We start from the raw sequence: 25,563 nt of genomic DNA, 5'->3' as shown, positions 1-25,563 counted from the left end.
ATTGACTCGGGAGGAGGGCATCCAGGCCCGATGCATTGACAGGTAGCTCGACGCGCAGCGTCTCGACCTGCGCAGAGAATCATCCTCCGGGCTGACATAGATCACCGCCCCCACCCCGGGCGGGGCAGAAATTGGGTAGAAACCAATTCAACAGCCATGCCCAAGATTATTGTCCCCATCGATTTTTCCATCACCTCGGCCGATGCCCTCCGCTTTGGCTGCTACCTGTCGGACCAAACGGGCTACGAACTCGAAGCCGTGCACGTCTACGACGGTTACGACGGTGAGAACCCCCAGTACGTCATCAAGAAGGGCAGCGCCCGCATCCAGGCCCGGGTACACGAGATGCTCGAGAAGTTCGTCCGGGTGCACGCCCCCCGGCGCAGCCCGGCGGGGATGCCGCCCGAGGAGGATGAGGTACGCCCGATCCGCACCCGGGAAGTCATCGGCAGCGCCATCCAGCAGCTGGTGCTCCAGAGCCAGCGCGACGACGTAGCACTCATTGTTATGGGCGGCGTCGGCACGGGGCAGTCGAGCACCGTAACGCCGGTCTTCGGCAGCGTGGCCCGGGCCGTGGCCCTGCGCGCTTCCTGTCCGGTGCTCCTGATTCCCCAGCTTGCCGGGGTGCCCGACATCTACCGGGCCGCCGTGGCCTTCGACGGGGTGGAAACCCTCACCGAGATCAGCGAACGGATCGCCTTCCTCCGCGAGGCCCTGATGCCGCAGATGGCCTTCACCCACGTGATGTTCCGCGACCCCGTACAGGAGGAGGTGATGGAGCTGGACCTCATGGAGGCCATGTTCCTAGATGCCTTCCCCGGCTACGAGGCCGACTTCCGCTTCCTGCCGCCGGGCGACGTGAACGACCGCATCCTCGAATACGCCGAGGAAGAAGACGTGGACCTGCTCATCGTGGGCCGTTACCCCCGCAACTTCTTTACCCAGATGCTGGCGGGTTCCGGCGTCGCCGGGCTGATCAGCAGCAGTGGGGTACCCGTGCTGGTGGTCCCCCTGGCCGTAGCGGAAGCCTGAGATGCTGGCCGCGGTACGCAAATCGGTAGGAGAAGTATCCTCCTCCCTCACCGGGCTGCTCGGGGAGATCGGCCGGCTGTCCGCCTTCACGGGCCGCTTCCTGCGATCCGCCCTGAGCCGCCCCTTCGAGGGCCGGGAACTCATTTACCAGTGTTACGCCATCGGCTACCATTCGCTGTTTCTGGTGGTGGCTACCGGCTTCATCATGGGGCTGGTGCTCACCCTGCAGCTGCGGCCGACCATGACCGACTTCGGGGCGGTGTCCTTCATGCCCGACATGGTGGGCATCGCCTTCGTGCGGGAGATCGGCCCGATGGTGACCGCCCTGATCTGTGCCGGCAAGATCGGCTCGGGCATCGGGGCGGAGCTGGGCTCAATGCGCGTCACGGAGCAGATCGACGCCATGGAGGTGTCGGGCACCAATCCCTTCCGCTTCCTGGTAGTGACGCGGGTATGGGCCTGCATCCTCATGCTGCCCCTGCTGGTCATCGCCGCCGACGCCGTGGGCCTCTTGGGATCCTACTTCATCGAATCCACCCGGGGTCAGGTCAGCCTGGCCCTCTACTTCAACCGGGCCTTCTCGGCCATGGCCATGGGCGACATCATTCCCGCTACGGTGAAGACCTTCTTCTTCGGCCTCGTCATCGGAGTGGTGGGCTGCTACCGGGGATACTACTCCAACAAGGGTACGGCCGGCGTGGGCATCGCCGCGAATTCCGCCGTCGTCATCTCCAGCCTGCTGCTCTTCCTGGTCGACTTCATCGCCGTGCTGATCGCGGACATCTTCTACGAGATATGACCGCCCGCCAACCCCAGCACGGACAGGAACCCCTGATCGAGATCCGCAACCTCACCAAGGCCTTCGGCGACAACCAGGTGCTGCGGGGCTTCAACCTCCAGCTCTTTGCCGGGGAGAACGTGGTGATCCTGGGCAAGTCGGGCTCGGGCAAGTCGGTGCTGATCAAGTGCCTCATCCGGCTCATGGAACCCGACGGGGGCGACATCCAGGTGCTGGGCAAATCAATCCTCGGCCTCGACCAGGGCGCCCTCGACCGGGTACGCACCGAGGTCGGCTTCCTCTTCCAGGGCAGCGCCCTCTACGACTCCATGACGGTGCGGGAAAACCTGCGTTTCCCCCTGCGCCGCCACCCGGAACGCGCCCAGGGGGTTGGGGAAGAGCAGCTGATCCTGGCTTCCCTGCGCAGCGTGGGCCTGGAACACGCCATCGACCTGATGCCCGCCGAGCTGTCCGGGGGCATGAAGCGCCGCGTGGCCCTGGCGCGCACCCTCATCCTGAAGCCCCGCATCATCCTCTACGACGAGCCCACCACCGGCCTGGACCCCATCACCGCCAACGAGATCATTCAGCTGATGCTGAAACTGCAGGAGGAGCTGGGCACCACCGCCCTCATCATCACCCACGATATGGACTGCGCCCGCGTCATCTCCAACCGCGTCATCATCCTCTACGACGGGATCAACTACGCGGAGGGGACCTACGCCGACCTCTCCCGGTCGGAGGACCCCAAGGTCCGGGCCTTCTTCAAAGACGTAAACCAGCGACACCATGCCTCAATCTAATCCCGTCCGCCTGGGCATCTTCGTCACCGTGGCCTGCGCCCTGTTCATCTACGCCCTGCTGCGGGTCAGCGACGGCCTCGACTGGTTCGGCAATACCCTTACGGTCTACGTCGACTTCCGCGACGTAAAGGGGCTGCAGCCCGGCAACAGCGTACGCTTCGCCGGCGTGGAGGTGGGTGAGGTGGACGCCATCGACATCCGCAACGATACCACCCTGCGGGTGCGGCTCGACCTCGACGCCGCCACCGGCGATTACCTGCGACGCAACATGGAGGTGGACATCGCCACCGACGGGCTGGTAGGTAATATGATCGTTACCATCCTCCCGGGGCAGGGCGAGGCCCCCCTCATCACCGCCGGGGAGGTACTGCGCAGCCAGCCCAAAGCCCAGTTGAGTGGGATGCTGGACGAGTTGGCCGTGACCAACCGCAAGCTGTCGGTCATCACCGACAACCTGCTGGCGGTAAGCGAAAAGATGAACGCCGGCCACGGCACCGTAGGCGCCCTGCTGAACGACCGCGGCCTGGCCACCAACCTGTCGGCCACCGGCCAGCAGTTGCAGGAAAGTACCCGCAACCTCAACCGGATGAGCCAGACCCTCGACCGCTTGCTCACCGGCGCGGCCGCAGGACGGGGCAACCTCGGCTTCCTGCTGCACGACGACCACCTGGAGGCCGAGGTGGAAAAGGTGGGCGAAAACCTCGATACCCTGATCCGCCTGCGCACCGAACCCATCCTCTCCGAACTGGCCACCACGGCCGGCGCGCTGCGCGCCTCCAGCGAACAGTTGAACCTGCTCATGGAGCAGCTTTCCGAAGAAGAAGGCATGATTACTACCCTGACGGGCGACCCCCTGGCGGCCGATCACCTCAGTGCCATCCTCACCAACCTGGACCACGGTACCCAAAAGTTCGACATCAATATGGAAGCCCTGCAGTCCAACTGGTTCTTCCGGGGCTACTTCCGCCGCCAGGCCCGGGAGGCCCGCAAAGCCGCCCGCACCAAGAAGTAAGGCTGACGAAGATCCACCCCCCGGCTGATATCGGTCAGTGAAGGCCGCGGCCCCGTCCCTGACCTTTAGTAAGTAACTACCGCAACCTATGAATCTCCGACAAATCGAGTTGCTGCAACGCAATCCCACCCTGGCCGGATCCGTGGTCAGGGAAACCCACATCTCGTGGCTGCTCCTGCTGCCCGACAAGGTGTACAAGATGAAGAAGGGCGTACGGTTCTCCTTCCTGGATTTTTCCACGCTGCAGCGGCGCAAGCACTACTGCCAGCGCGAACTGGCCCTCAACCGTCGGCTGGCCCCCGACCTCTACGAGGCGGTGGTGGCCGTCAACCCCAGCGTGGAAGGTCTGACCTTCGGACCCCGTACCCCCCAGACCGTCGACTACGCCGTAAGGATGCGGCGGGTGGCCGCCCGCTGGGAACTGGCCAACCTGCTCAGCCACCGGGAAGTAACGGCGGCCGATATGCGGCGGATCGCCCGGCAGCTGGCCGTATTCCACCGGAGGAATGTGGTGACCGACGTACCCTTCGACGAAAGACGCGCCCTGCGCAACTTCATCGACGTCGGCAACTACCCCAACGAACTGGAGCCCCACCTGGGCGCTTCCGGCCTCTCCGAACTCTACGAGGGAGGCGACCTGGCGCGCCTGTTCCTCCGCCGGCGGGGGGAAAGGCTGCGGGAGCGGGCCCGCTCGGGCTACACCGTCGACGGCCACGGCGACCTCCACGTCGGCAACGTCTTTGTGGAGCATGGCAACCCCATCCTGTTCGACTGTATTGAGTTTGACGACGCCATGCGCCGGATCGACGTCCTCGACGAAGTCGCCTTTCTTTACGTGGACCTGGAAGCCCGCGGCCGCCGCGACCTGGCGGAGCAGTTCGCCAACCACTACCAGCGGTACAACCCCTCCATGCACACGGAAGAAGACCGGCAGTTGTTCGACTATTACCGCTGCTACCGGGCCGGCGTCCGCCTGAAGGTCACCGCCCTCAAAATGAACCGTACGCCGGAGAGCAAAGAAGAAACGACCCTCCTCAACCGCTACCATCAACTGTACTGCGCCTACGCCCGGGCCCTGGAGCAGTCTGGCAGCGCGGCACGAAAACCGGTACGGCATCCCACCTGAGGCTGCCGATACGGGAATAATAGTCGACGGGGCGTGGAGCCCCGTTTCATACGCTGGCCACGTACTGCAGCGCCAGGTCCACCATTTCCTCCTGCGACAGCCGGTCGGAGGGCAGTCCCAAGTGAGGGTCGGCCAGGGGCTCGTAGGCCCGCTGGATCCTGGTGTAGACGGAGAAGTCCGCCTCGCTGTATTGGCGGGGGCGGATCAGTCGCTCCCGGACCACCGCCGGGCTGGTCTGCAGCTGGATCCATGAGATGGGGCAATTCATTTTCCGGGCCAGGGCGCGGTAGGGCATCCGCAGTCTTTCCAGGTAGAGGGTAGCGTCTACGATGGCGGACTTCCCGCTGCTCAGGGCGCGCTCCGTACGGTGGAGCAGCTCGCGGTATACCCTTTGCTTGTCCTCGGGACGATAGCGGCTGCGCAGGCCCAATTCCTGACGGATGACGTCGGTATTCAGATGTACCGCACCCGTGCGTTCGGCCAGCGCCCGGGCGAAGGTTGATTTCCCCGTGCCCGGCAGCCCGACCACCATGATGAGGCCGACCGAATGTCCATGGTCTGTATTCATGCGGTAGTGCGAGTGAACGTCCAGTGCGCGGCCCTTCCCCCCCGCCCCACTCCACCGGCGTTGGTGGGTATTGCGGTTGCAAACCGGCGGCTGTCCTAATTTACTGGATACAGGCTTGATATTCGTGGATTTCATAAGGAATGAGGTGTGGTATTTATCAAGATATTTTCCGGCCAGTGGCTTGGCTACTCAGGACCGTTCCCGGCACCCGCGAGCCCGCCCGCGGCCGTTTCGGGAAGCCCTTCCTGCCAGAGGGTGCGCCTGACCCATTGCTCCGTCGCTTCCAGGGCGGTGGGTATTTCTCCGTGGAGGGAGGCGGCGCTCATGCCGTCGTAGTCCGGCAGCCGCCCCACCCCGGAGCCCGAAGTGGTGAGCACGTAGATGATCCCGTCGCACTCCACGCTTCGCAGGAAGTCGGTGACCGCCCGGGGTTCCCGCCCGTATTCCCAGGTGTGCATGATGACCACGGCGTCGTAGGCGTAGCCCCCGTCCAGTTCGAAGCATTTGTAGGTCGCCAGCTCCGTCACGTCGACGACGCGGATGAAGAGGGCGGAGGTGTCCAGCCGTTCTACCAGCTGGGTGGTCAGGTTCCGTTTGAAGGGGCTGTCCTGGGTGGCGATGAGCAGGCTCTTTTCCGCCGCGGGGGTATTGACCTCGTAGCCCGTGGTTTGCCCCATGGAGAAGGTGTAATGATACCAGGCGAAGTAGGCCACGGTGATCGCGAGCAGGATAGCGGCCAGCCAGGCGATTTTGGAAACTTTCATGGGGAGGGGCATTGTGGTCGGTCAGGGGTTCAATTCCCGCACGGGCTGACCCTGGGCGGGTTGGTCGGTGGCCACCAGGTCTTCGGCGGTGATGATGAGCAGCGGCAGGCGGGCCCGCCGTACGGCCTCGCTGGTGTTGCTCTTGAGGAGGAGCCGCCGCAGCCAGGTACGGTCGGGGCGGTGCATGACCACCAGCTCGCATTCTTTTTCCTGGGCGAAGGAGAAGACGGCTTCCACCAGGTCCTCGGCCGGCAGGTCGTTGAAGCTGGCCTTCAGCCCCGCCTCCGGGCGGTCGAAGACCTCCCGCAGGAGGTCCAGGTCGTACTCGGCTGCCTCCTGCTGCCCCGCCTGCCGCACGTGCAGGAAGTGGAGATCCGGCTGGAAGGGGCGCAGGGCCCGCAGCAGTTTGCCGGCCTGGAAGGTGCCCACGTCGTGGAGGTCGGTGGCAAAGCAGATGGATTTGATCTCCCGGTAGGTGGCCCCGGGGGGGATGACCAGTACGGGGCAGGGGGCCCGGTTGACGAGGTAGGAGGCATTGGTGCCCAGAAAATCGTCCCAGGCGTTGCGACGGCCGGCGGTGCCCATGACGATGAGCTGGTTGCCGTGGTCCTCGATGTGCTGGCGGATGCACAGCCGCAGGTCGCCCACCATGACGTGGTTCTCCACCTGCGGCACCCGGCTGAGCTGCTGGTTCACCTGCCCGATGCCCCGGGCGAAGAACTTGCTCAGGCAGTGGCGGGCTTCTTCCTGCAGGTCGGTGGTGAGGTGGTTGATGAAGATGTCGTAGCCCGGGTTGTCGGTCGTCGGGGGGATGGCGTGCATCAGGTCGATACTGGCGTCGAGGGCGTCTGCCAGCTGGAGGGCGTAGGTAAAGGCCGACAGGGCGACATCGGAAAAGTCCGTGGGGACCAGGATGGAGGTGATGGTCTTCATGCTGTGGTTTTGCTTGCTTGGACTCCAAAACTGCAGCCTTTGCGCCGCCGGGGCACTGATGTACATCACCCCCCGCCGTGATTAACCTCACTTCCGCGGCCCGCCCCGCCTCCGACCTTTGAAGGGCCTACTTTAAATCCAGGTCCGCGTGAAATACCACCCCCTCCCCCTTATGCTCCTGCTTTTCCTACTCGGCTACGGCTGTACCGCAGACCAGCAGGAATTCGGCCTCCAGGCGGAGCGCAGCTACGTCGACCTGCTCTACGCCCTGCAGGCCGGCGACCAACCCGGCAGTCTGGCCGCCGCCGCCGCCCTCGACCGCCCCGTGCGGGAACTGCGGCAGCGGTGGTACCGCCCCCGCCCGGCGGACGAGCTGGACCGGATGCGCTACCACGTCGACCTGGCGGAGTGTGCCTACGAAGATGCCCGGGAGTCCATCGAGGACGGGCAGCTCGACTGGGCCATGGTACAGCTCGACCGAGCGGTGTACGAACTGCGCGCCGGCGACCAGGCGTCACTGGAGGAACTGTACGTGGGCAGCATCTACGACTTCGTCGCCGCCTGGCTGGAGGTCGACTACCTGCTCCGGGATCCGGCGGAGCTTCCCTCCGGCCAACTGCTCGGCAGTTGCAGCCGCGATGCCCGCCGGGCGTGGCGGGCGGTAAAGGGGACCCGGCCGGCCACGGACCTGTACTTCGACCGGGGCGTGGACCGCCAGGCCTTTGCCGCGGCCCACGCCACCCTGAACGGGGAAGTGGAAGCCTTCTACCGGGCCGCCCAGGGAAAAGACCAGACGGCGATCCGCGCCCTGGGCCACTCCGTTTCCGAAGCGATGTGGGACCTTCTCCTCCTGTTCGCCAGTCCCCGGCCCGCACCGGGCGGGGTGCACCCGATGTGATTACTCGGGGCTACAGGGCGGCCGGAACGCTTCGGTGCGGACCCTCAGGCTCGACTGCCCGGTAAGCTCCACCGTTGCGGAGGCCAGCTCCACCCTGCCCCCGGTGGCGGCGATCTCCCGCTGAATGGCCGTGAAGAGGTCCTGCTTCACCCCGCGCCGCAGGCGATAATCGACGATGTACCGCAGGTTGAATTCGTTCCAGTTGTCGGTTATCGTCAGGGCTACCGTCGGTACTACCCGGGCGTTCTCGATGTAGTATTTATTGACTACCTCCTTCCACTCGCGGGTGGAGGCCGCTACGTATTCCCCCAGCTTCTCGTCCGCGCTACGCTGAATGATCTCCCGGGCGGCGACCAGGTCGGAACCGTGGCGGACGGGTACGTTGAGCTCGTCCCACACGAAGGGGAAATCCTGGGAGTAGTTGTAGATCGGTCCGCGGAACACGAAGGCGTTGCTGAGCTTGACGATGCGGCCGGAGTAGTTGTCGCTCGACACCCACTGCCCGATCTCCATCATGGTGGTGTAGATGCTGTCGATGTCGATCACGTCGCCCTTGATGCCGTTGATCTCGATGCGGTCCCCCGGTTTGTACACCTTGACGAAAAAGATGTAAAAGGAACCGGCGACGCTCAAAATGAGCTCCTGCAGGGTGATGGTGATGCCCGCCGTGAGCAGCCCCACGATCACCCCGAAGTTCTTGATGGTGCCCGTGAAGTACGACAGTGAAAGCAGGATGATGAGCAGGTAGCCGAAGATCTCGATCGCCTTCTGGGATTTATAGCGGACCCCGGTGTTCGCGACCCGCTGCTTCACCTGCCGGCGCATCCACTGGATAGTCACCAGGATGGCCACGATCAGCAACAAAAAGATAACCAGGTTGCCGGGTACGAGGTAGGCACGTCCCCATTCGGTGAGTTGCTGCCAGAGATTATCCATGATCATTGGGATACGGGGGATGATTCCTCCGGGACGGCCGCCGGTTTGCGGGGCGCGGACGCGGGTGCCGCGGGAAGTGGCAAGTCGCCCCTGCTGCTCCGCCCCGGCACCGGAGTTGGTACGGAATAATTGTTGAAAGACCAAGGATGGGATGGCCCGGGCCGGGGGGAGCCGCGTCTTGCAGGAGTGTCAATAGCTCTTGTTTAACCCCAAGTTCGGTGGCCCGCCGGGCGGCGGTGATGACGGGGGTCACGGGCCCGAATGACCTTGGTCATTCCGGTTGTGGCCGCCGGGGAATATTTTAGTAGGCCACCAAGTCACCGTCCCATGAATAAGATTGTCGTTCCCGTAGATTTCTCGGCCGCAGCCGCTACCGCCCTGCGGTTTGCCGCCAAACTCTCCCGATCCACCGGCATGGGGCTCACGGTGGTGTACGTATTCAATTCCCTGGTAACCACCAACCTGCGGGAAACCCAGGACGAACTGGCCGAGGACCGCCGGGTGCTCCACGAGCAGCTGGAAGCCTTTACCCGCCGCCACGTAGGAAAAGTGTCTACCCACCCCCCGATCGAGATCCGGGTGGCGGAAGGCATCCCCCCGGTGTATCTCCAGTGGATGAGCAAGGAAAAGGACGTCGCCATGATCGTAATGGGCGGCATCGGCACCGGGTCCGGGGCGCGCCGCGACTTCTTCGGAGGCATCGCCAAGGCCATCTCCCGCGATGGCGGGTGCCCGATCGTCCTTATCCCCCAACGGTTCCCGGAAGCCAAAATGGACTCCACTACCAACCTCCTGGAAGACCTCTCAGCCCTCAATGCCTAGGAGGTCATCTTGATCATGTGATCGATCACCTCACCGTGCTCGTGCTGGGGACTGAACATGATGATCTCCGCATCCGCGTTGACCTTCACGTTATGACCGGCCGGCCAGAAAAAGAGCTCCTGGGCGTCGACCGTCTCCTCGGTGCCGTCGGCGTCGGTGGTTGTCAGTTGGCCACTCAGCACGTAACCCCAGTGGGGGCACTGGCACATATTGCCCTTCAGGCCGATGAATAAGGGGGTGGTGTCCACCCCGGCCGAAAGGCTGAAGTATTCCCCGCTGATCTTGCCATACCCGGAAGCATCTCCGAAATCGTTGTGCTGGCGAACCACCGCTCCGGGGATCTGCATTTTAACCTCAATGTCGTTTTTGGCGATCTTCATAGTGATTTGTCTTTATTGGTATGTGATTAAATAAAATATAAGCTGATACTATCTCTACGGATCAATTGAGTATTTACCATTGCCATATAACAGCGATAATGATCTGTTTCTTATAATATAGGGGGAATGTGAGTGGCATAAAGGGTTTTACGGAATATTGGACGAATTAACCTACAGAATCTGCACTGGCCTGTGCGGTGTTACCTCCAGTCCCGCCACGAAAGTCCAATGGCAGGGGAACTTCGGCACGCCCACGAATGCCCTGTTGATCCCGGGGGCACGAACCGGCCCTCCCCCCGGGGTTGCCCCCCAAACCGGTTATCTTCGGCGTATGGCCTACAAGACAATGCAAGCCCCCGTGCGCTGGGGCATCATCGGCTGCGGCGACGTAACCGAAGTGAAGAGCGGACCGGCGTACCAGCTGACCAAGGGGTTCGCGCTGACGGCGGTCATGCGACGCAACGAAGCGAAACTGCGCGACTACGCCGAACGCCACGGCATCGACAAGTACTACACCGACGCCGCGGCGCTCATCAACGACGAAACGATCGACGCGGTGTACATCGCTACCCCGCCGGACACCCACGCCCACTACGCCCTGATGGTGGCGGCGGCCGGAAAGCCCTGCTGCGTGGAGAAACCCCTGGCGCCGAGCTATGCGGAAAGCCGGGCCATCTGCGCGGCCTTCGAGGAGGAGGGGCTGCCCCTGTTTGTAGCCTACTACCGGCGTTCGCTGCCCCGGTTCACCCGGGTGCACGAATGGCTTCGGGAGGGGCGGATCGGCGAGGTGCGCCACATCAACTGGCAGCTGTACAAGGCCCCCGGTGCGATGGATTTGTCCGGCGATTACAACTGGCGCACGGATCCCGCGGTCGCGCCCGGCGGCTACTTCGACGACCTGGCCAGCCACGGCATCGACCTGTTCACCCACTACCTGGGCGACATCGAGTCGGTCCACGGCGTCAGCCTGAACCAGCAAAAACTCTACGGCGCCCGCGATGCCTTCAGCGCCTGCTGGCGGCACGAGGGCGGGGTGACCGGTGCCGGCAGCTGGAACTTCGGCTGCCACCGCAGCGAGGACCGGGTGGAAATCCTGGGCAGCAAGGGAAAGATCGAGTTCGCGGTCTTTGCCGAGGCGCCGGTCCGGCTGGACAGCGAATCCGGGCAGGAGGAAGTGTGGATCGACCACCCCAGACACGTACAGCTGCCCCACGTAGAAAACATGCGCCGCCAACTGCTGGGCGGAGAGGGGTACCTCCACCCCGCTACGGGACAGGCTGCGGCCCACAGCAGCTGGGTGATGGATCAGATCCTGGGGTAACCCTGGAAAATCAGTTCAGCACGAAAGTGGCGTACATCGGGAAGTGGTCCGAGCCGAACTCGGGCAGGCGCTCCAGTTCCAACAGGGAGAATTCCTCGCTGACGAAGTAATGGTCCAGCGGCCACCGCATGATGAAGGAGTGGGCGTCGAAGGAGTTATACAGCCCGCGGCCCAGGCGCACATTCCTCAGGTCGCTCTGCTGCTCGAAGAGTCGGGCGGTGTTGGACCAGGATACATCGTTGAGGTCACCGGCCACGATGGCGGGCAGCGATTCCTGGGCCACCATCTCGGCTACCTTGCCGAGGGCTACTTCCTTCTCCCCCTGGTTGTCCGGGTATTTCTTGCTGGGCACCGGGGCTACCGGGTGTACCCCGTGGAAGAAGAACGCCTGACCGGAGGGGAGTTCGACCCGGGTGTGGATGGAGGGCACATCGTCGTGGTTGAAGAACTTGATCTCGGTGCCGACGAGGGGCAGGCGGGAGTAGAGGGCCATACCGTAGGCGTTGTCCGTGGGGTATTTCACTACGTGGGGGTAGGTCTCCTCCAGGGGCGAGAGGGCGTCGATCCACCACTGGTCGGTTTCCATGGCCAGCAGCATATCCGGATCCCGGGAGCGGACGATGTCGAGGAAGGCATCGGCTGACTTGTTCTCGATCAGGACGTTGGCGATGAGGACACTGACGGTGTTTTCCGCCCGGGCCGTCTCGGCGGCCGCTTCGGGCACCTTTTCCTCGCCCAGGTAGTAGGGCGCGATGAAGGCGGCCTGTACGCCGATGGCGGCCAGCAGTCCCACCACCCAGGCGACGGACGCGGCTTTCCATTTCCGGTTCAGGGGGAGGAACAGCAGCAGGCACACCAGGCCGAGGATGAGGTACTGGGTGCGGGGGAAGTCGAGCACCTTGGTATACCAGTAGGATACGTCGTGAATCAGCGAAAACATACTGGCGAGAATGACCAGGGTACCGACCGCGATGACCAGGTAATAAAAGATGTTTCTTAAGGTGTGCATGAAATTGGAACGTGACCCCGGGGGGGATGTTCCGGGTTCCCCGTGACCGCTACCTTCACCGCATGCAACGGCCCGCCTACCTCCTGCCCGTCATTGTGGGTGCCCAGTTCTGCTGTACTTCCTTGTGGTTTGCTGGCAACGGGGTGATGGCCGACCTGGTGGCGGTATTCGGCCTGGCCGACAGCGCCCTCGGGCACCTCACTTCGGCGGTGCAATTCGGCTTCATCACGGGGACCTTCCTCTTTGCCCTCTTTACGGTGGCCGACCGCTTCTCGCCGTCGCGGGTCTTCTTCGTCTGCGCCCTGCTCGGGGCCACCTGCAACGCCGGCGTAAGCTGGGCGGGCCACGGGTTCGGAAGCCTGCTGGCGCTGCGGTTCCTCACCGGTTTCTTCCTGGCGGGCATTTACCCCGTGGGCATGAAGATCGCGTCCGACTACTACGCCACGGGCCTGGGGCGGTCGCTGGGCTACCTGGTGGGGGCCCTGGTGGTGGGCACCGCCTTTCCCCACCTGCTCAAGGGACTTACGGCGGAGGGCCTGCCCTGGCGGTGGGTGCTGTACACTACTTCCGGTCTGGCCCTGGCCGGCGGTACGCTGCTGGTCTTGCTGGTGCCCGACGGTCCCCACCGCCGGCCGGGCGTTGGTCTCCAGCCCGCGGCCTTCCTGCGGGTGTTCCGTGAGCCCAAGTTCCGGGCCGCGGCCTTCGGCTACTTCGGACATATGTGGGAGCTCTACGCCTTTTGGGCCTTCGTGCCGGTGATGCTGCAGACCTACGCCAGCCTCCACCCGGGGGTGAGCATCGACGTGCCGGTGGTGTCCTTCCTGGTCATCGGGGCGGGCGGTGTAGCCTGCGTAGCCGGAGGGTACCTGGCCGAGCACTGGGGGGCACGGCGGACGGCCTCCACGGCCCTCCTGTTATCCGGGGTGTGTTGCGTACTGGCTCCGGTGGCTTTTTCCTTGAATTGGCCCGCGGGCTTCATCGCCTTCCTGCTGTTCTGGGGGATGGTGGTGGTAGCCGACTCTCCGCTCTTCTCCACCCTGGTGGCGGCCAACGCCCCCGCCGAAAGCCGGGGCACGGCCCTGACGATCGTCAACTGCATCGGTTTCGCGATCACGATCGTGAGCATCCAGTTGGTGACGGGGCTGCGGGGGCTCACCGATTCCCCGCTGATTTACGCCTGGCTGGCGCCGGGTCCGGCACTGGGGCTGCTGGCCCTGTGCCGGCGGCAGGCCTGAGGCTCCTTCGGGAAATTCGCTTACCTTATCCGTTGCCCTCTGCACCGAACACCTCCAATGAAGCTTGCCGTTTTTCTCATGTTTCTGACGCTCGCCGGCTGTTCCACCACGGATGATCCTCCTACCCTGACCCGCCTGGATGGCAGCGTTCTCACGGCACCCGCGCTCGACGCCCGGATCCAGCGACTGGTAGATACGGCGGGGGTAACCGGGCTGACGGTGACGGTCTTCAACCAGGATACCGTAGCCTACCAGCGGGCCTTCGGCTACGCCAGCGCCGTGACCGGGGATTCGCTGAGGGTCGACCACGGATTCTACGGTGCCTCCCTGAGCAAGGCGGTATTCGGTTACCTGGTAGCTCAACTGGCCGAGGAGGGGATCATCGACCTGGACCGGCCGCTGCAGGACTACCTCGACGTGGCGATCCCCGAGCTGGAGTTCGAAAAGGAATGGCGTGGTTTCCACAACCTGGCCGGCGACGAACGCTACCGCGACATCACCGCCCGGATGTGCCTGTCACACACCAGCGGCCTGCCCAACTGGCGGTGGATCAGCCGCACGGGGGAGTTCCAGCCGGAGGGGGAACTGTACCTCTACTTCGACCCCGGCACCGCCTACAGCTATTCCGGGGAGGGCATGCAGCTGCTGCAGTACGTGGTGGAGGAAATAACGGGTAAGGGCCTGGAACAACTGGCGCGGGAGCGCGTCTTCGATCCCCTGGGGATGGAGATGAGCAGCTACCTCTGGCAGGACCGCTTCGAAGGGAACTACTGTCACGGCCACACCACCGACCAGGGGGTGATCCCGAAGGACGTAGCGGACGAAAGCGCCGCGGCGGGGTCGATGGAAACCACCCCGGTGGAATACGCCCGCTTTCTGGAGCACATTCTGACCTTGAGCCGCGAAGGGTCACCGGTGACCGGGCGAATGTTTGAACCGGGGATGCGCATCCGCACCAAACGGCAGTTCGGTCCCGGCGCCCTGGAAACGACGGACGCGAACGACGACATCCAGCTGAGCTACGGACTCGGCTGGGGCATCCTGCAGAGCCCATACGGAAAGGGGGTGTTTAAGGAAGGCCACGGCGAGGGTTTCCAGCACTATTCCATCCTGTTTCCGGAAGCGGGAACGGGCATCCTGCTGATGTCGAACAGCGACAACGCCGAGAGCATCTTCAAGGAGGTTCTGGAAGTGGCCATCGGCGATACCTTCACCCCCTGGGCGTGGGAGAATTACCTACCCTACGACCACCACCAACCCACCTCCCGATGAAACGTATCCTGGCCTTTGCCGGCAGCAACCACTCCCGCTCGATCAACCACCAGCTGGTCACCTTCGCGGCCACCCTGATCCACGAGGCCGAGGTGACCGTACTGGACCTGCGCAGCTGGGACATCCCGGTGTACTCCATCGACATGGACCCCGACGAGACCCCCGGGCGCATCACCTTCCTGATCGAGCAACTGAAGGAGCACGACGGGTTCATCCTAGCCTCCCCCGAACACAACAGTGGCCCCTCGGCCTTCCTGAAGAACATCTTCGACTGGCTCACCCGCCGCTCCAAACGCGTACTGGACGGCAAGCCCCTGCTGCTCATGGCCACCTCGACCGGGCGGGGGGGAGCCTCCCGGCAACTGCCCTACCTGGAGGGAGCCCTGCCCCGGCTCGGGGCCGAGGTGGTGGCTACTTACAGCCTGCCCTCCTTCAACCACACCATGGTGGACGGCCGGCTGTCCGGCGAGCCGCTGGCGGAATTGCAGTCGCGGCTGGCCACCTTACTCGCGGCGGTGAACCAGGCATGATGCGGCCGGGGCCACCCGGACTTGCAATCGATTTTGCACCTACCGATTTTCTCGCTACTTTGATCGGATGATCAAGCTATATTCTTTATTGGCCGCCTGTCTGCTCGGGCTGTCCGTTCGTGCCCAGTCGTCGCTGCCCGCCCCGGAGATCGGGGTGGTAGTGGACATGGAGCATGACAGCCTGGTGAAGGCCCTTCAGTTCAAGTACATGCTGGAGCAGACGGCGAATATTTTGTCGCCCAGGACCCTCAGCGACGCCGAATTTCAGGAGCGGCTGCGGCAGGTCAGGGCCTTGGAGGTGCCGCTGTATGGCTGTAACATCTTTATCCCCTCCGACCTGAAGGTGGTAGGCCCGAACGTCGACGAGGAGGCCGTGCTCGAGTACGTGGAGGTGGTACTGCGGCGGGCGCAGGTGGCCGGGCTAACACTGATTACCTGGGGCAGCGGCGGATCGCGGCGGGTGCCGGAGGGCTTCGACCGGGTAACGGCCACGGCCCAGTTCATCTACATGGCCAAGCGGGTAGCCGAGGTGGCGGCCCGCTACGACATGCTGCTGGTGCTGGAAAACCTGAACTCCTCTGAGTGCAACTTCATCAACTCCATCCCCGAAGCCCTGGCCGTGGTGCGGGCGGTGGACCACCCCAACTTCCGGCTTTGCGTCGACATCTACCACATGCTGAAGGACGGGCAGCCCGCCTCCGACATCGTGGGTACCGGCCCCTACGCCGCCTACTGCGAGATCGCCGAACGCGACGGGCGCACCCCACCGGGTGAGCAGGGTACCGACTTCACCCCCTACCTCGCCGCCCTGGCGGCCGAAGGCTATACCGGCAAGATCCTGATCGAGGCCCGCTGGGACGACCTCGCCCGCCAGGGGCCCGCCGCCTACCGCACCCTGCGCGAGCAGATCGACGCGGCCTACCGCTGATTCCCGTTTTCCCCTGACCGCTAACTCCAACTCTCATGCTGCGACCCTTTCTTGTCCCCTTGCTGCTCATTCTGCTGATGGGCGCGGATCTGTTTGCCCAGTTGGCCGTCGACACCACCGCCGTGCCCCCCTCCCGTACCTTCACCTCGCGGCAGAGCGTCACCTTCGGAAGCAAAACCATTGACCTCGACGCCACCACGGGCACCTTCCTGCTGCGCGACGAGGACGACAAGCCGATCGCCCACTTTGGCTACACCAGCTACCTGGCGCGCAACGCCGATCCGGCCCGCCCCCGCCCGGTGGTGTTTGCCTACAACGGCGGCCCGCTCTCGGCCTCCTTCTGGCTGCACGTGGGCATCCTGGGGCCGAAGCGCATCGCCACCGAAGACCTGGTCTTCAACACCGTGCCCCCCTATCAGCTGGTGAACAACGACTACTCCCTGCTGGAGGTGGCCGACCTGGTGATGATCGACCCCGTGGGCGTGGGCTTCAGCAAGCCGGTGGGCGAGGCCAAGTGGGCCGACTTCTGGGGCACCGACCAGGACATTCGCAGCATCGGACTCTTCATCGAGCAGTTCCTCATCCACCACGACCGGATGAACGCGGCCAAGTTCCTCCTCGGCGAGAGCTACGGCACCTACCGCAACGCCGGACTGGTGCGCCACCTGCAGGAGAAGGGGCTGATGATGAACGGCGTCATCATGGTCTCGGCCACCCTGGACGTCCACGACCTCTTCTTCGGAGCGGGCCACGACCAGAGCTACCTGGTGTTCTTGCCCACCTACGCCGCGGCGGGCTGGTTCCACGAGCTCGTCCCGGAGCGCCCGGCCAGCCTGGAAGAATTCCTGGATGAAGTGCGCACCTTCACCGAGGAGGAGTACGCCCCCGCCCTGCTGCGGGGCGACCGCCTGACGGACAACGAACGGCAGCGCATTGCCGGCCAGCTCGAACGCTACACGGGCATTGGCAGCAACGTATGGCTGAGGGCCAACCTGCGCCTCAACGACGGGGAGTTCTTCCAGGAGCTGAACCGGGAAGCCCGGGCCACCACCGGCCGGCTCGACGCCCGCTTCACCGCCATCAACCAGGACCCGATGACCCAGCGCCCCGAACGCGACGACCCCTTCTCGGAGGCCATCCAGGGGGCCTACATCACGGCTTTCCGCGACTACCTCTACCGGGAGCTGGGCGCCGACCGCAGCATGACCTACACCAGCTCCAGCGGCGGCCGCGAAGGCTTCAAGTGGGACTGGTCGCACGCCGGCAACATGGGCTGGGGCACCCAGGCGGCGGTGAGCACCGCGGCGGACCTGGCGGCGGCCATGTCAGCCAACCCCAACCTCGATGTCCTCATCCTGCAGGGCTACTACGATGCGGCCACCCCATTTTACGGCATCGAGCACACGGTCCACCACCTCGGACTGGACCCCAGCATCCGGGACAACATCGCGATCGAGTACTTCGAAGCCGGTCACATGATGTACGTGGAGGAGGAATCCCGCCGCAAGTGGAAGCGGCTGGTGGACGAGTTCATCCTGGAACACTCGGGTAGCACGGCGCGGCGGTAGGCGGGCTGGCGTTGGTTTTATTACCACGGAGTTCGCTGAGGACACGGAGAGGCTGATCCTCAGCCCCGTTCTCGGTTTAGTAGCCAGGCGCTGAAACCGAACTGACAGACCGGGTACAGCCGAACCATCCGCGTACATCCGCGAAAGCCAATCCGCGGCCATCTGCGGTACCCCCTATTTTTCACCACTCAGTTCGCTGAAGGCGCTGAGGTGTTAGCCGGTGGCCTTCAGCTCCTTTCTAGACGGTACCTTGTGAGCGGCAAAATACCCTTCCCATGTCCGAGAAATACTCCACCATCCACTACCACAACTACCTGGAGCTGGACGCCCTGCTCTCTCTGCAGAAGGAGCGCAGCAAGGCCCTGGGGGAGGCGGCCCACGACGAGACGCTCTTCATCATCATGCACCAGGTGTGCGAGTTGTGGTTCAAGCAGATCCTGACTGAGCTCGACTCCGTCATTCTCCTGTTCCGGGAGGAAAGGGTGAGGGAAGACAATATGCACACCGTGCTGCTGCGGCTGCGGCGCGTCAATTCGATCATCGACCTGCTGATCGAGCAGGTGAAGGTGATGGAGACGATGACGCCGCTGGACTTCCTGGATTTCCGCGACTACCTCTTCCCCGCCTCGGGCTTTCAAAGCTGGCAATTTCGCATGATCGAAACCACCCTCGGCTTACGGGAGGAGGACCGGCTCACCTACCACGGCAAGTCGTACAAGATCGTCTTCTCCGAGGAACAGAAGGCCCGCCTTACGGACATTGAGCGGGGCGGCAGCCTTTTCGACCTGGTGGCGCGGTGGCTGGAGCGTACCCCCTTCCTGCGGTTCCGGGGATTTGACTTCCTGAGCGCCTACAAGGAAGCCGTGGAGCGCATGATCGCCCGCGACCAGCAGCACATCCGCGACAGCGAGCTGAGTCCCAAGATGAAGGAGATGCGGCTGCGCGTCCTGGGGGATACCACGACCTACTTCCGCCACGTCCTCGACCGGGAGGAGCACGAGCGGATGGTGGCCGCCGGTGAGGCCCGCCTGAGCTACGACGCCACCATCGCCGCCCTGCTGATCAACCTCTACCGCGACCAGCCGATCCTCAATATCCCCTTCCAGCTCCTCACGGAACTGATGGTCATCGACGAGGGCCTTACCACCTGGCGCTACCGCCACGCCCAGATGGTGATGCGGATGATCGGCAACAAGATCGGCACGGGGGGCTCCTCGGGCCACGACTACCTGGCCCGCACGGCCGAGCAGCACAAGATCTTCCGCGACCTGCACAACATCTCCTCCCTGCTTATTCCACGCTCGGCCCTCCCCGACCTGCCCGAAGAACTGGCGCGGGGACTGGGCTTTCACTTCCGGGGCGACGAATAGCCACCCCGGCGCGTTTCCACGTGGAACATCTAGCGGCTCGGCACGGCTTTCCCCGTGGCCAGCTGGAACTCGGTACCCACTACTACCATGAGGGTACCCTCGGGGCTATCTTCGTTCACGAAAACCAGGTAGAGGTCGTGGGGCTGCTTCGCCGCGCCGGACGGAAGGCTGACGGGGACGGTGAGCATACTGGGTTGCATGGACATCTCTTCCGTGGGCTTCAGCATTGCGGAGGTGCCCAGGAGGGGTCCCGTGGGGCTGTCGATGCGGAGTTCCACCTTGCCGCCCACGCTGTTGACCTGGGGCTTGGGGGCCAGGGCCGCTACGGTAAGCGACTGCACCCCGCTCAGGTCGATATCGCGAAGCATCAGGTAGGCCCCTGATCCGTCGGCGAGGTTGATCTTCATGTCGTTGTGGGTAACGGGCCGCATGTCCTTGCTGTCGTCGTAGTCGTGGACGCCGACGTTGGCGTTGCGCAGCACCACCACGTCTTCCGCCCAGACGGACGGCAGGCCCTGGGCACCGCGGTCGCTGTAGGCCGCGCGCAGCAGCAAGACGCCCTTGCCGGGGTCACCCTCGGGCAGTTCCGGGGTATAGCTTCCCTTCAGGGGGCGGCGGTCCTCGGCGGCGGCGACGTTGTTCAGGCTCAGGATGTAGTCCACCATGCGCGAGACGTCGGATTCCGGCAGGTCGGGGTGGGCGGCCATGGCGTTTTCACCCCACACGCCGCTGCCCCCGGCGATGATCTTGCCCTTCAGGTATTCCCGGGCCTCGGGGTCATCCTGGTAGCGGGCGGCAATGGCGCGGTAGGTGGGGCCGATGGATTCCTTGTCGAGGGCATGGCAGCTTACGCAGTCGTTTTCGCTGATGAGGGTTTCTCCCTGGCTGGCCAGGGCCCCCGCGTCCGCGCCCCGGTGGCCGCGGGCGATTTCAACCTGGTCGTAGCCTTCGGCGAGGTAGTCCATCGTCAGCACTACCTGGCTGGCGTCGATGCCCTGGCCCAGGCTGCCGTCCTCGGCGTCGCTCACCTTCACCTCGTAGCCGATGGGCGTGCCGGGGGTGTAGAAGCTGCGGCTGGCTCCGGAGAGGGCGAGTTGTACTTCCGGTACGGCGTTGCCCGCGGCGATGTCGACCGTTGAGGTGGTGGTTCCGCCCTGTCCGTCGTCGACGGTGAGGGTAGCCTGGTAGAGTCCGGCCTCATCCAGGGTGAGTTCCACCTGCTGGCCTTCGAAGGTTTCGGAGTAGCCCTTGTCGCTCTTCACCGTCCAGCGGTAGGTAAGGGGATCGTTGTCGGCGTCAGTGGCTTCCTCCGCCTGCAGGGTGACCGACAGGGGCAGGGTTCCACCGGCCTTGTCGGCGGTGGCGATGGCCTGGGGCTGGCGGTTGCCGCCGTTGTATTCAATGCGGATCAGGCGGGCGTCCTGGTTCTGGGAGAACCACCCCGAGCCGTACTCGAGCATATACAGGTCGCCGTTGTCGGCGAAGACCATGTCCATGGGGTTGTTGAAGGTGGTGTTGGGCAAGAAGCGCTCCATGGAGACATAGTCGCCATTCTCGTCCATGGTTACGGCCATGATCCAGCCGCGGATCCAGTCATAGGCCAGCAACTTGCCGTCGTAGTAGGCGGGGAAGGCGCGCTCGGCGCCGGCGAAATCGTCGTGGTAGTAGACGGCTCCGGCCATGGCATTGCGGCCACCGTTGCCGACCAGCGGGAATTCCGGGGAGGCACCGTAGGGGTACCAGATGAAGGCCTCGCGGGCGGGCGGCAGCTGCTGGAGGCCGGTGTTGTTGGGGGAAGAGTTGACGGGGGCGGCGGGGTCCCACGGCTCACCCGAGGTCTGGTTCGCGAAATCGTAGCGGTGGTAGGCCTTGTTGTTGCCAACAAAGTGCGGCCAGCCGTAGTTCCCGGCTTCGCGGGCCTGCCCTACCTCGTCGTGGCCGGCGGGGCCGCGGGTGGAGTCGGGGTCCGAAGCATCCGGGCCCACGTCGCCCCAGTAGAGGTAGCCGGTGTGGGGGTCGATGAAGATGCGGAAGGGGTTGCGGTGACCCATGGTGTAGATCTCCGGGCGGGTGCCTTCGGTACCCTCGGGGAAGAGGTTGCCTTCTGGAATCGTGTAGCTGCCGTCGGGCTGGGGGGTGATGCGGAGGATCTTGCCGCGCAGGTCGTTGGTGTTGGCCGAGGACTTCTGGGCATCCCAGGGGCTGCGGCCGGGGCGCTCGTCGCTGGGGCTGTAGCCGTCGGAGGCGAAGGGGTTGGTGTTGTCGCCGGTGGAGAGGAAGAGGTTGCCGTTGGCGTCGAAGGCGATGGAGCCCGCCGTGTGGCAGCACTGCTCGCGCTGTACGGGCACGGTAATCATCACCTTCTCGGATTCCAGCAGGATTTCGTCGCCGTCCATGGTGAAGCGCGACAGCACGTTGGCCGAGGTGTCCGGGTCGGAGTAGTAGAGGTAGATGTGCTGGTTGGTGGCGAAGTTGGGGTCCTTGTTGAGGCCCAGCAGTCCGTCTTCGGCCACTGAGGTCTCTCCTTCTTTATTGGTGTAGAGGGTGCTCACCGGGAGCTTGGCGATGGTGGTCAGCTCACCGGTGCTGTTGCGGTAGAGCTTGATGGCGCCTTTCCGCTCGATGAACAGGACGCGGTCCTCGTCGAGGAGGGTAAGTTCCATGGGCTCGTCGAGGTTCTGGGCCAGGACCACCTTGGTGAAGCGGTTCTCTTCCGGCCGCGAGCGGGCGAAGTCTACCGCCTGGGGATTGTCGCCGCCGATGGCGTAGTGGATGCCGGCGGCCAGGTGGTTCAGGAACAGGGGTTCGCCGTAGGCCTCGGGGGTGTGGCCGAGGGCGGTGTAGAAGGCGCGACCCCCGTCGAACTCGTGGTACCAGCTCATGGGGTGGAAGTCGGGGTTCTTGCCGCCCTGGTAGGTGGTTTCATCGACGGCCAGCACGTGGTGGACGTCGTCGGAGAGGTTGCGGAAGCTGTAGAACTCGTCCGTCCACTCGAATTCGGCGGGCATTCCGGCCGTGGCCCAGCTGCTGGTGTCCAGGACGGTGAAGCGGCCGGTCTGTACGTTGCTGGGCTCGCTGGGGTGGTCCAGGAAGTAGGCTCCCGCCAGACGGCCGTACCAGGGCCAGTCGTACTCGGTGTCGGTGGCTGAGTGGACGCCCACGTAGCCGCCACCCGCCTGGATGTAGCGCTCGAAGGACTCCTGCTGTTGGGCATCGAGCACGTCGCCCGTGGTGTTCAGGAAGACCACGGCGTGGTAGCCGCCGAGGTTCTGCTCGGTAAAGGCCGTGGCGTCCTCGGTGAAGTCGGCCCGGAAGCCCTTTTCCTTGGCCATTTCCCGGATGGCTTCCTGCCCCGCCTCGATGGCCTCATGGCGGAAACCCGCGGTTTTGCTGAAGACCAGAATGGCCGGTTCGGGCTGCTCGGAGCACGCCTGAAACAGGCAGACGACGGCGATGAGCAGCAGGACCAGGGAGGGGAAGAAACGGTAAGACATGGACATGATCGGTGATGTGCGGCCAAATATAAGGTGGGAGGTCGCGAAAGCCTCGCGGCGGATTGGCAAGGGCTATTACCCTACCTCCTTTTCCATGCAAACGCTTTCGGTGATGCCCGCGTAGGGCCCGTAGTTTTCCGCCATCCGTTGGTAGCCGTGGCGGGTGTACAGGCTGATAGCGGGCGTCTGCCGGATGCCGGTTTCCAGGATGAGGCGGGTGTAGCCCAGTTCGGCGGCCCAGCGCTCCAGCTCTTCCAGGATGCGGCCGGCCAGTCCCCTGCCCCGGACCTCACTGGCAGTGTACATCCGCTTCACCTCGGCGGTAGCCCCGTGGAAGGCCTTGAGGGCACCGCAGGCCAGGGCCCGGTCGCCTTCGAGCAGGAGGACTACGTGGTGGATGTCGTCCGACTTGTTGAACTGGTCGTAGAAGGCGTGGTCCTCCCCGTCAGTGATGGCCAGTTCGCGGTCAAGGGCCGGGATCAGCCGCCGGTACTCGGGGTGGTCGGGGGTGGTGCGCAGCAGTTTCATGGGTAGGAAAGCAGTCGTTGCCAGAAATCGCGGGCCATGGCCTCCTCGTCGATGTCGGTGTAGAGCCACACCTGCCGCCGGGTATTTTCGGGTGGCGTGGTCACCTGGATCTCGGTGGCCTGTTCGGGTTTGAGGAAGGCCTGCAGCAGGGCTACGTCCCACATGATCCAGGAGGTGGCTCCGGGGGCGAAGGTTTCCCAGCGGGCCTTCAGGTAGGCGCCGATGGGGCCACTGCGGTCGAGCCGCTCGAAGGTGGGGTCGCGCTGCCACTGGTACTGCCGGGCGGTGGAGGTGGACATGATGTGGAGTTCCAGCCCCTCGGCGTTCAGCAGGTAGTTGGCCGCGTTGAGGTCGCGGCGGATGTTGAACTCATCCTTGTTCCAGAAGCCCCCTTCGGTGTCGTACTGGAAACCGAGGACGTAGGCCCTGATCTTGTCCTTGATGTCCGGCGCCAGGGCGATGGCCGAGGCCAGGTTGGTGCTTGCGCCGATGCACATCACCACGAGTTTCCCGGCACCCGCGCTCCGCGCCTGTTCGATGATGAAGCGGGCGGCCGGACTGTCGCGGGGGTCGTAGCCGCCCCAGGGGTGTCCCATGATGGTGTCGGCACCGCGCGGGTGCGGCAGGTCCATACGACCGGCCACGGCCAGCAGTTCCTCGTTCAGCCGCTGGCTTTGGTACACAGTGCTGTCGCCCGACATATGGTGGAACCACTGGGCGGAGGTGAGGCCGCGCCAGTCGACCCCCTCCTCCGCGAACAGGTAGGCGATGGCGTAGAGATCATCAATCTCATTGGCCGTGTCGGCGTCGAGGATGAAGGGCACGGGCTCCGTCGAAGCCTGGGCCACCACGGGGGCGCGGCAGGCGGTAGTGAGCAGCAGCAGGAGAAGGGCTAGGTATGGCATGGTAGAAAGTTACTGCTTGGTGGGGATTGGGGGAGTTGGACGCCTCCAGGCGTGATGGATCCAACGGGTTGAGCGCCTCCAGGCGCGATGGTTTTAAAAGTGGATAATGATCGGGCCTGGAGGACCTCCACCCGATGAGTAAACGGGTTGAGCGCCTCCAGGCGCGATCAATAAATCATAGAATCTGCATTCGTCTGTACTACGCTGGAATCACACCCGTAAACATTGGTTCGTATTCTGGATGTACCCAAGTATGCGGCCATTCGGTCCACTTATTGACCAGCTTTGCCTTCACAGGATTATTAAGCACATACCACATCACGCGTTGGAATTTCCCCGAACGAATACGACGATCAAAATATCCGGGTTCCCAAAAGGGTGAACCGGTTAAACCTAATAGGCGGTTAGCCATACGAGCGGTAAATCCTTTGTGCCTTTCCATTACTTCTCCCAGGTCAACTTCGTCGAGCTCTATTCCCGCTGACAATATCACATGGACGTGGTTACCCATTATGCAAACTGCCCAGACGTTAACCTGACCGGATTTATCCAAATACTGCCAGGAGTTTAAAACTATCGCTGCGATGTCTGTCCGCTGCAGGTGATAAGGTGTACTGGAAGATAAAGCGTCCAGTGCTTCATCAATGGCAAGTTCATGTCTCTCGTTTATTCTGTTTTGACCTACCCGTAGGAGTTCTTCGCGGTCGCCTTCCTGCAGGTGGGTAACTTCTGCCTCCAACTGGCTTAGGTTCCTTAGTCTCCGGTTGGTTAGGTCCAATAGAATTGAACGCGGTAGACTCCCAGCCAAACGGTAGGTTATGTGGTATGCTCCATTGGTCAGTGGGTCATGAGGTAGTGATGAAGGCATGACATATTCTGTTTGGAAAGCTGCATTTTAAACAATTATACTAAATTTTGTTTGAAATATTCCGTGCTTAGTTTATTTATCTACTTCAGTTGATGACTATTTTGGATCGGGCTAGAAAGCCCTCAACCCTTGAGTGGTAAGCGGGATGAGCGACTCCAGGCGCGATTTTTATCGGGCTAGAAAGCCCTTAGCCCGTGAGTGGTAAGCGGGATGAGCGACTCCAGGCGCGATTTTTATTAGGCTAGAAAGCCCTCAGCCCGTGAGTGGTAAGCGGGGTGAGCGACTCCTGGCGCGATTTTTATCGGGCAAGAAAGCCCTCAGCCCGTGAGTGGTAAGCGGGGTGAGCGACTCCAGGCGCGATTTTTATCGGGCAAGAAAGCCCTCAGCCCGTGAGTGGTAAGCGGGGTGAGCGACTCCAGGCTCGATTTTTATCGGGCAAGAAAGCCCTCAGTCCGTGAGTGGTAAGCGGGGTGAGCGGCTCCA

The 25,563-nt window shown here is 63.5% G+C and carries 24 protein-coding genes; 14 read left to right on the top strand and 10 right to left on the bottom strand.

The features are described 5' to 3' along the window. Positions 1-156 precede the first annotated feature (156 nt). The 5 genes from CGL56_RS17850 (at position 157) to CGL56_RS17830 (ending at position 4,751) form a co-directional block, all read left to right on the top strand. Entirely contained in the window at positions 157-1,032 is an 876-nt protein-coding gene (locus tag CGL56_RS17850) for a universal stress protein (protein ID WP_099107951.1), read from the top strand. Position 1,033: 1 nt separating this feature from the next. Beyond that, a complete protein-coding gene (locus CGL56_RS17845) occupies positions 1,034-1,831 on the top strand; it encodes an MlaE family ABC transporter permease (RefSeq protein WP_099107950.1) in 798 nt (265 codons plus the stop codon). Beyond that, the gene (locus tag CGL56_RS17840; RefSeq protein WP_099107949.1) at positions 1,828-2,613 is read left to right on the top strand and encodes an ABC transporter ATP-binding protein; all 786 of its coding nucleotides are present in this window, start codon (positions 1,828-1,830) and stop codon (positions 2,611-2,613) included. Before CGL56_RS17845 ends, CGL56_RS17840 begins: the two co-directional genes overlap by 4 nt. Beyond that, a complete protein-coding gene (locus CGL56_RS17835) occupies positions 2,600-3,625 on the top strand; it encodes an MlaD family protein (protein WP_099107948.1) in 1,026 nt (341 codons plus the stop codon). Before CGL56_RS17840 ends, CGL56_RS17835 begins: the two co-directional genes overlap by 14 nt. 88 nt (positions 3,626-3,713) lie before the next feature. Continuing rightward, positions 3,714-4,751 carry a phosphotransferase gene (locus tag CGL56_RS17830; RefSeq protein WP_099107947.1) on the top strand — a complete coding sequence of 346 codons (1,038 nt, stop codon included), beginning with the start codon at positions 3,714-3,716 and terminating at the stop codon, positions 4,749-4,751. 46 nt (positions 4,752-4,797) lie between these two features. Here the strand turns inward: CGL56_RS17830 and CGL56_RS17825 are convergent, their stop codons facing one another. The 3 genes from CGL56_RS17825 to CGL56_RS17815 all read right to left on the bottom strand — a co-directional run bounded on the left by CGL56_RS17825 (position 4,798) and on the right by CGL56_RS17815 (position 7,016). Then, the gene (locus tag CGL56_RS17825) at positions 4,798-5,319 is read right to left on the bottom strand and encodes an AAA family ATPase (protein ID WP_167641667.1); all 522 of its coding nucleotides are present in this window, start codon (positions 5,317-5,319) and stop codon (positions 4,798-4,800) included. A 185-nt stretch (positions 5,320-5,504) separates the two neighbouring features. Then, positions 5,505-6,083 carry a hypothetical protein gene (locus CGL56_RS17820; RefSeq protein ID WP_099107945.1) on the bottom strand — a complete coding sequence of 193 codons (579 nt, stop codon included), beginning with the start codon at positions 6,081-6,083 and terminating at the stop codon, positions 5,505-5,507. Between the two features lie 21 nt (positions 6,084-6,104). Beyond that, a complete protein-coding gene (locus tag CGL56_RS17815; RefSeq protein ID WP_167641666.1) occupies positions 6,105-7,016 on the bottom strand; it encodes a universal stress protein in 912 nt (303 codons plus the stop codon). A 172-nt stretch (positions 7,017-7,188) separates the two neighbouring features. On the opposite strand from CGL56_RS17815, the gene CGL56_RS17810 reads away from it, so the two are divergent. Further along, positions 7,189-7,914: a hypothetical protein gene (locus CGL56_RS17810; RefSeq protein WP_143470789.1), complete on the top strand. Its 726-nt coding sequence runs from the start codon at positions 7,189-7,191 to the stop codon at positions 7,912-7,914. Here the strand turns inward: CGL56_RS17810 and CGL56_RS17805 are convergent, their stop codons facing one another. Further along, the gene (locus CGL56_RS17805) at positions 7,915-8,850 is read right to left on the bottom strand and encodes a mechanosensitive ion channel family protein (protein WP_099107957.1); all 936 of its coding nucleotides are present in this window, start codon (positions 8,848-8,850) and stop codon (positions 7,915-7,917) included. Positions 8,851-9,177: 327 nt separating this feature from the next. Here CGL56_RS17805 and CGL56_RS17800 point away from each other — a divergent pair, with 327 nt between their 5' ends. Next, on the top strand, positions 9,178-9,672 hold the full coding sequence (locus CGL56_RS17800) for a universal stress protein (protein ID WP_167641665.1): 495 nt from the start codon (positions 9,178-9,180) through the stop codon (positions 9,670-9,672). Here CGL56_RS17800 and CGL56_RS17795 read toward each other — a convergent pair. Further along, positions 9,669-10,052: a cupin domain-containing protein gene (locus CGL56_RS17795; protein ID WP_099107941.1), complete on the bottom strand. Its 384-nt coding sequence runs from the start codon at positions 10,050-10,052 to the stop codon at positions 9,669-9,671. The genes CGL56_RS17800 and CGL56_RS17795 overlap by 4 nt on opposite strands. 331 nt (positions 10,053-10,383) lie before the next feature. On the opposite strand from CGL56_RS17795, the gene CGL56_RS17790 reads away from it, so the two are divergent. Then, complete coding sequence (locus tag CGL56_RS17790; RefSeq protein WP_099107940.1) at positions 10,384-11,373, top strand: Gfo/Idh/MocA family protein; 990 nt, start codon at positions 10,384-10,386, stop codon at positions 11,371-11,373. Between the two features lie 10 nt (positions 11,374-11,383). On the opposite strand, the gene CGL56_RS17785 is transcribed toward CGL56_RS17790, so the two are convergent. Further along, a complete protein-coding gene (locus tag CGL56_RS17785; RefSeq protein WP_099107939.1) occupies positions 11,384-12,382 on the bottom strand; it encodes an endonuclease/exonuclease/phosphatase family protein in 999 nt (332 codons plus the stop codon). Between the two features lie 62 nt (positions 12,383-12,444). Here CGL56_RS17785 and CGL56_RS17780 point away from each other — a divergent pair, with 62 nt between their 5' ends. The 6 genes from CGL56_RS17780 (at position 12,445) to CGL56_RS17755 (ending at position 19,285) form a co-directional block, all read left to right on the top strand. Beyond that, entirely contained in the window at positions 12,445-13,617 is a 1,173-nt protein-coding gene (locus CGL56_RS17780; protein WP_099107938.1) for an MFS transporter, read from the top strand. Between the two features lie 78 nt (positions 13,618-13,695). Continuing rightward, the gene (locus CGL56_RS17775; protein WP_209280364.1) at positions 13,696-14,889 is read left to right on the top strand and encodes a serine hydrolase domain-containing protein; all 1,194 of its coding nucleotides are present in this window, start codon (positions 13,696-13,698) and stop codon (positions 14,887-14,889) included. Beyond that, positions 14,886-15,419, top strand: a complete 534-nt coding sequence (locus CGL56_RS17770) for an NADPH-dependent FMN reductase (protein WP_099107936.1) — start codon at positions 14,886-14,888, stop codon at positions 15,417-15,419. The genes CGL56_RS17775 and CGL56_RS17770 overlap by 4 nt, the downstream gene beginning before the upstream one ends. Before the next feature lie 67 nt (positions 15,420-15,486). After that, complete coding sequence (locus CGL56_RS17765; RefSeq protein WP_099107935.1) at positions 15,487-16,347, top strand: sugar phosphate isomerase/epimerase family protein; 861 nt, start codon at positions 15,487-15,489, stop codon at positions 16,345-16,347. A 35-nt stretch (positions 16,348-16,382) separates the two neighbouring features. Beyond that, positions 16,383-17,915 carry a S10 family peptidase gene (locus CGL56_RS17760; RefSeq protein ID WP_099107934.1) on the top strand — a complete coding sequence of 511 codons (1,533 nt, stop codon included), beginning with the start codon at positions 16,383-16,385 and terminating at the stop codon, positions 17,913-17,915. A gap of 275 nt (positions 17,916-18,190) precedes the next feature. Next, on the top strand, positions 18,191-19,285 hold the full coding sequence (locus CGL56_RS17755) for a tryptophan 2,3-dioxygenase family protein (RefSeq protein WP_099107933.1): 1,095 nt from the start codon (positions 18,191-18,193) through the stop codon (positions 19,283-19,285). 29 nt (positions 19,286-19,314) lie between these two features. Here the strand turns inward: CGL56_RS17755 and CGL56_RS17750 are convergent, their stop codons facing one another. From CGL56_RS17750 to CGL56_RS17735, 4 genes are all read right to left on the bottom strand, one after another. Then, complete coding sequence (locus tag CGL56_RS17750) at positions 19,315-22,779, bottom strand: ThuA domain-containing protein (RefSeq protein WP_099107956.1); 3,465 nt, start codon at positions 22,777-22,779, stop codon at positions 19,315-19,317. 75 nt (positions 22,780-22,854) lie between these two features. After that, on the bottom strand, positions 22,855-23,307 hold the full coding sequence (locus CGL56_RS17745; protein ID WP_099107932.1) for a GNAT family N-acetyltransferase: 453 nt from the start codon (positions 23,305-23,307) through the stop codon (positions 22,855-22,857). Beyond that, positions 23,304-24,212, bottom strand: a complete 909-nt coding sequence (locus CGL56_RS17740; protein ID WP_099107931.1) for a nucleoside hydrolase — start codon at positions 24,210-24,212, stop codon at positions 23,304-23,306. Before CGL56_RS17740 ends, CGL56_RS17745 begins: the two co-directional genes overlap by 4 nt. Positions 24,213-24,411: 199 nt before the next feature. Next, complete coding sequence (locus CGL56_RS17735; protein WP_167641664.1) at positions 24,412-24,951, bottom strand: transposase; 540 nt, start codon at positions 24,949-24,951, stop codon at positions 24,412-24,414. Positions 24,952-25,563: the final 612 nt, after the last annotated feature.

Source organism: Neolewinella marina (assembly GCF_002631205.1).
Classification (GTDB): Bacteria; Bacteroidota; Bacteroidia; order Chitinophagales; family Saprospiraceae; genus Neolewinella; species Neolewinella marina.
The sequence above is the reverse complement of the archived record's forward strand: the minus strand, read 5'-3'. Positions and strand labels throughout refer to the sequence as shown.

Bases quoted from the DNA above. Each gene is read 5' to 3' on its own strand.
- CGL56_RS17850 (WP_099107951.1), top strand. From the start codon at position 157: ATGCCCAAGATTATTGTCCCCATCGATTTTTCCATCACCTCGGCCGAT.
- CGL56_RS17845 (WP_099107950.1), top strand. From the start codon at position 1,034: ATGCTGGCCGCGGTACGCAAATCGGTAGGAGAAGTATCCTCCTCCCTC.
- CGL56_RS17840 (WP_099107949.1), top strand. From the start codon at position 1,828: ATGACCGCCCGCCAACCCCAGCACGGACAGGAACCCCTGATCGAGATC.
- CGL56_RS17835 (WP_099107948.1), top strand. From the start codon at position 2,600: ATGCCTCAATCTAATCCCGTCCGCCTGGGCATCTTCGTCACCGTGGCC.
- CGL56_RS17830 (WP_099107947.1), top strand. From the start codon at position 3,714: ATGAATCTCCGACAAATCGAGTTGCTGCAACGCAATCCCACCCTGGCC.
- CGL56_RS17825 (WP_167641667.1), bottom strand. From the start codon at position 5,319: ATGAATACAGACCATGGACATTCGGTCGGCCTCATCATGGTGGTCGGG.
- CGL56_RS17820 (WP_099107945.1), bottom strand. From the start codon at position 6,083: ATGAAAGTTTCCAAAATCGCCTGGCTGGCCGCTATCCTGCTCGCGATC.
- CGL56_RS17815 (WP_167641666.1), bottom strand. From the start codon at position 7,016: ATGAAGACCATCACCTCCATCCTGGTCCCCACGGACTTTTCCGATGTC.
- CGL56_RS17810 (WP_143470789.1), top strand. From the start codon at position 7,189: ATGCTCCTGCTTTTCCTACTCGGCTACGGCTGTACCGCAGACCAGCAG.
- CGL56_RS17805 (WP_099107957.1), bottom strand. From the start codon at position 8,850: ATGGATAATCTCTGGCAGCAACTCACCGAATGGGGACGTGCCTACCTC.
- CGL56_RS17800 (WP_167641665.1), top strand. From the start codon at position 9,178: ATGAATAAGATTGTCGTTCCCGTAGATTTCTCGGCCGCAGCCGCTACC.
- CGL56_RS17795 (WP_099107941.1), bottom strand. From the start codon at position 10,052: ATGAAGATCGCCAAAAACGACATTGAGGTTAAAATGCAGATCCCCGGA.
- CGL56_RS17790 (WP_099107940.1), top strand. From the start codon at position 10,384: ATGGCCTACAAGACAATGCAAGCCCCCGTGCGCTGGGGCATCATCGGC.
- CGL56_RS17785 (WP_099107939.1), bottom strand. From the start codon at position 12,382: ATGCACACCTTAAGAAACATCTTTTATTACCTGGTCATCGCGGTCGGT.
- CGL56_RS17780 (WP_099107938.1), top strand. From the start codon at position 12,445: ATGCAACGGCCCGCCTACCTCCTGCCCGTCATTGTGGGTGCCCAGTTC.
- CGL56_RS17775 (WP_209280364.1), top strand. From the start codon at position 13,696: ATGTTTCTGACGCTCGCCGGCTGTTCCACCACGGATGATCCTCCTACC.
- CGL56_RS17770 (WP_099107936.1), top strand. From the start codon at position 14,886: ATGAAACGTATCCTGGCCTTTGCCGGCAGCAACCACTCCCGCTCGATC.
- CGL56_RS17765 (WP_099107935.1), top strand. From the start codon at position 15,487: ATGATCAAGCTATATTCTTTATTGGCCGCCTGTCTGCTCGGGCTGTCC.
- CGL56_RS17760 (WP_099107934.1), top strand. From the start codon at position 16,383: ATGCTGCGACCCTTTCTTGTCCCCTTGCTGCTCATTCTGCTGATGGGC.
- CGL56_RS17755 (WP_099107933.1), top strand. From the start codon at position 18,191: ATGTCCGAGAAATACTCCACCATCCACTACCACAACTACCTGGAGCTG.
- CGL56_RS17750 (WP_099107956.1), bottom strand. From the start codon at position 22,779: ATGTCTTACCGTTTCTTCCCCTCCCTGGTCCTGCTGCTCATCGCCGTC.
- CGL56_RS17745 (WP_099107932.1), bottom strand. From the start codon at position 23,307: ATGAAACTGCTGCGCACCACCCCCGACCACCCCGAGTACCGGCGGCTG.
- CGL56_RS17740 (WP_099107931.1), bottom strand. From the start codon at position 24,212: ATGCCATACCTAGCCCTTCTCCTGCTGCTGCTCACTACCGCCTGCCGC.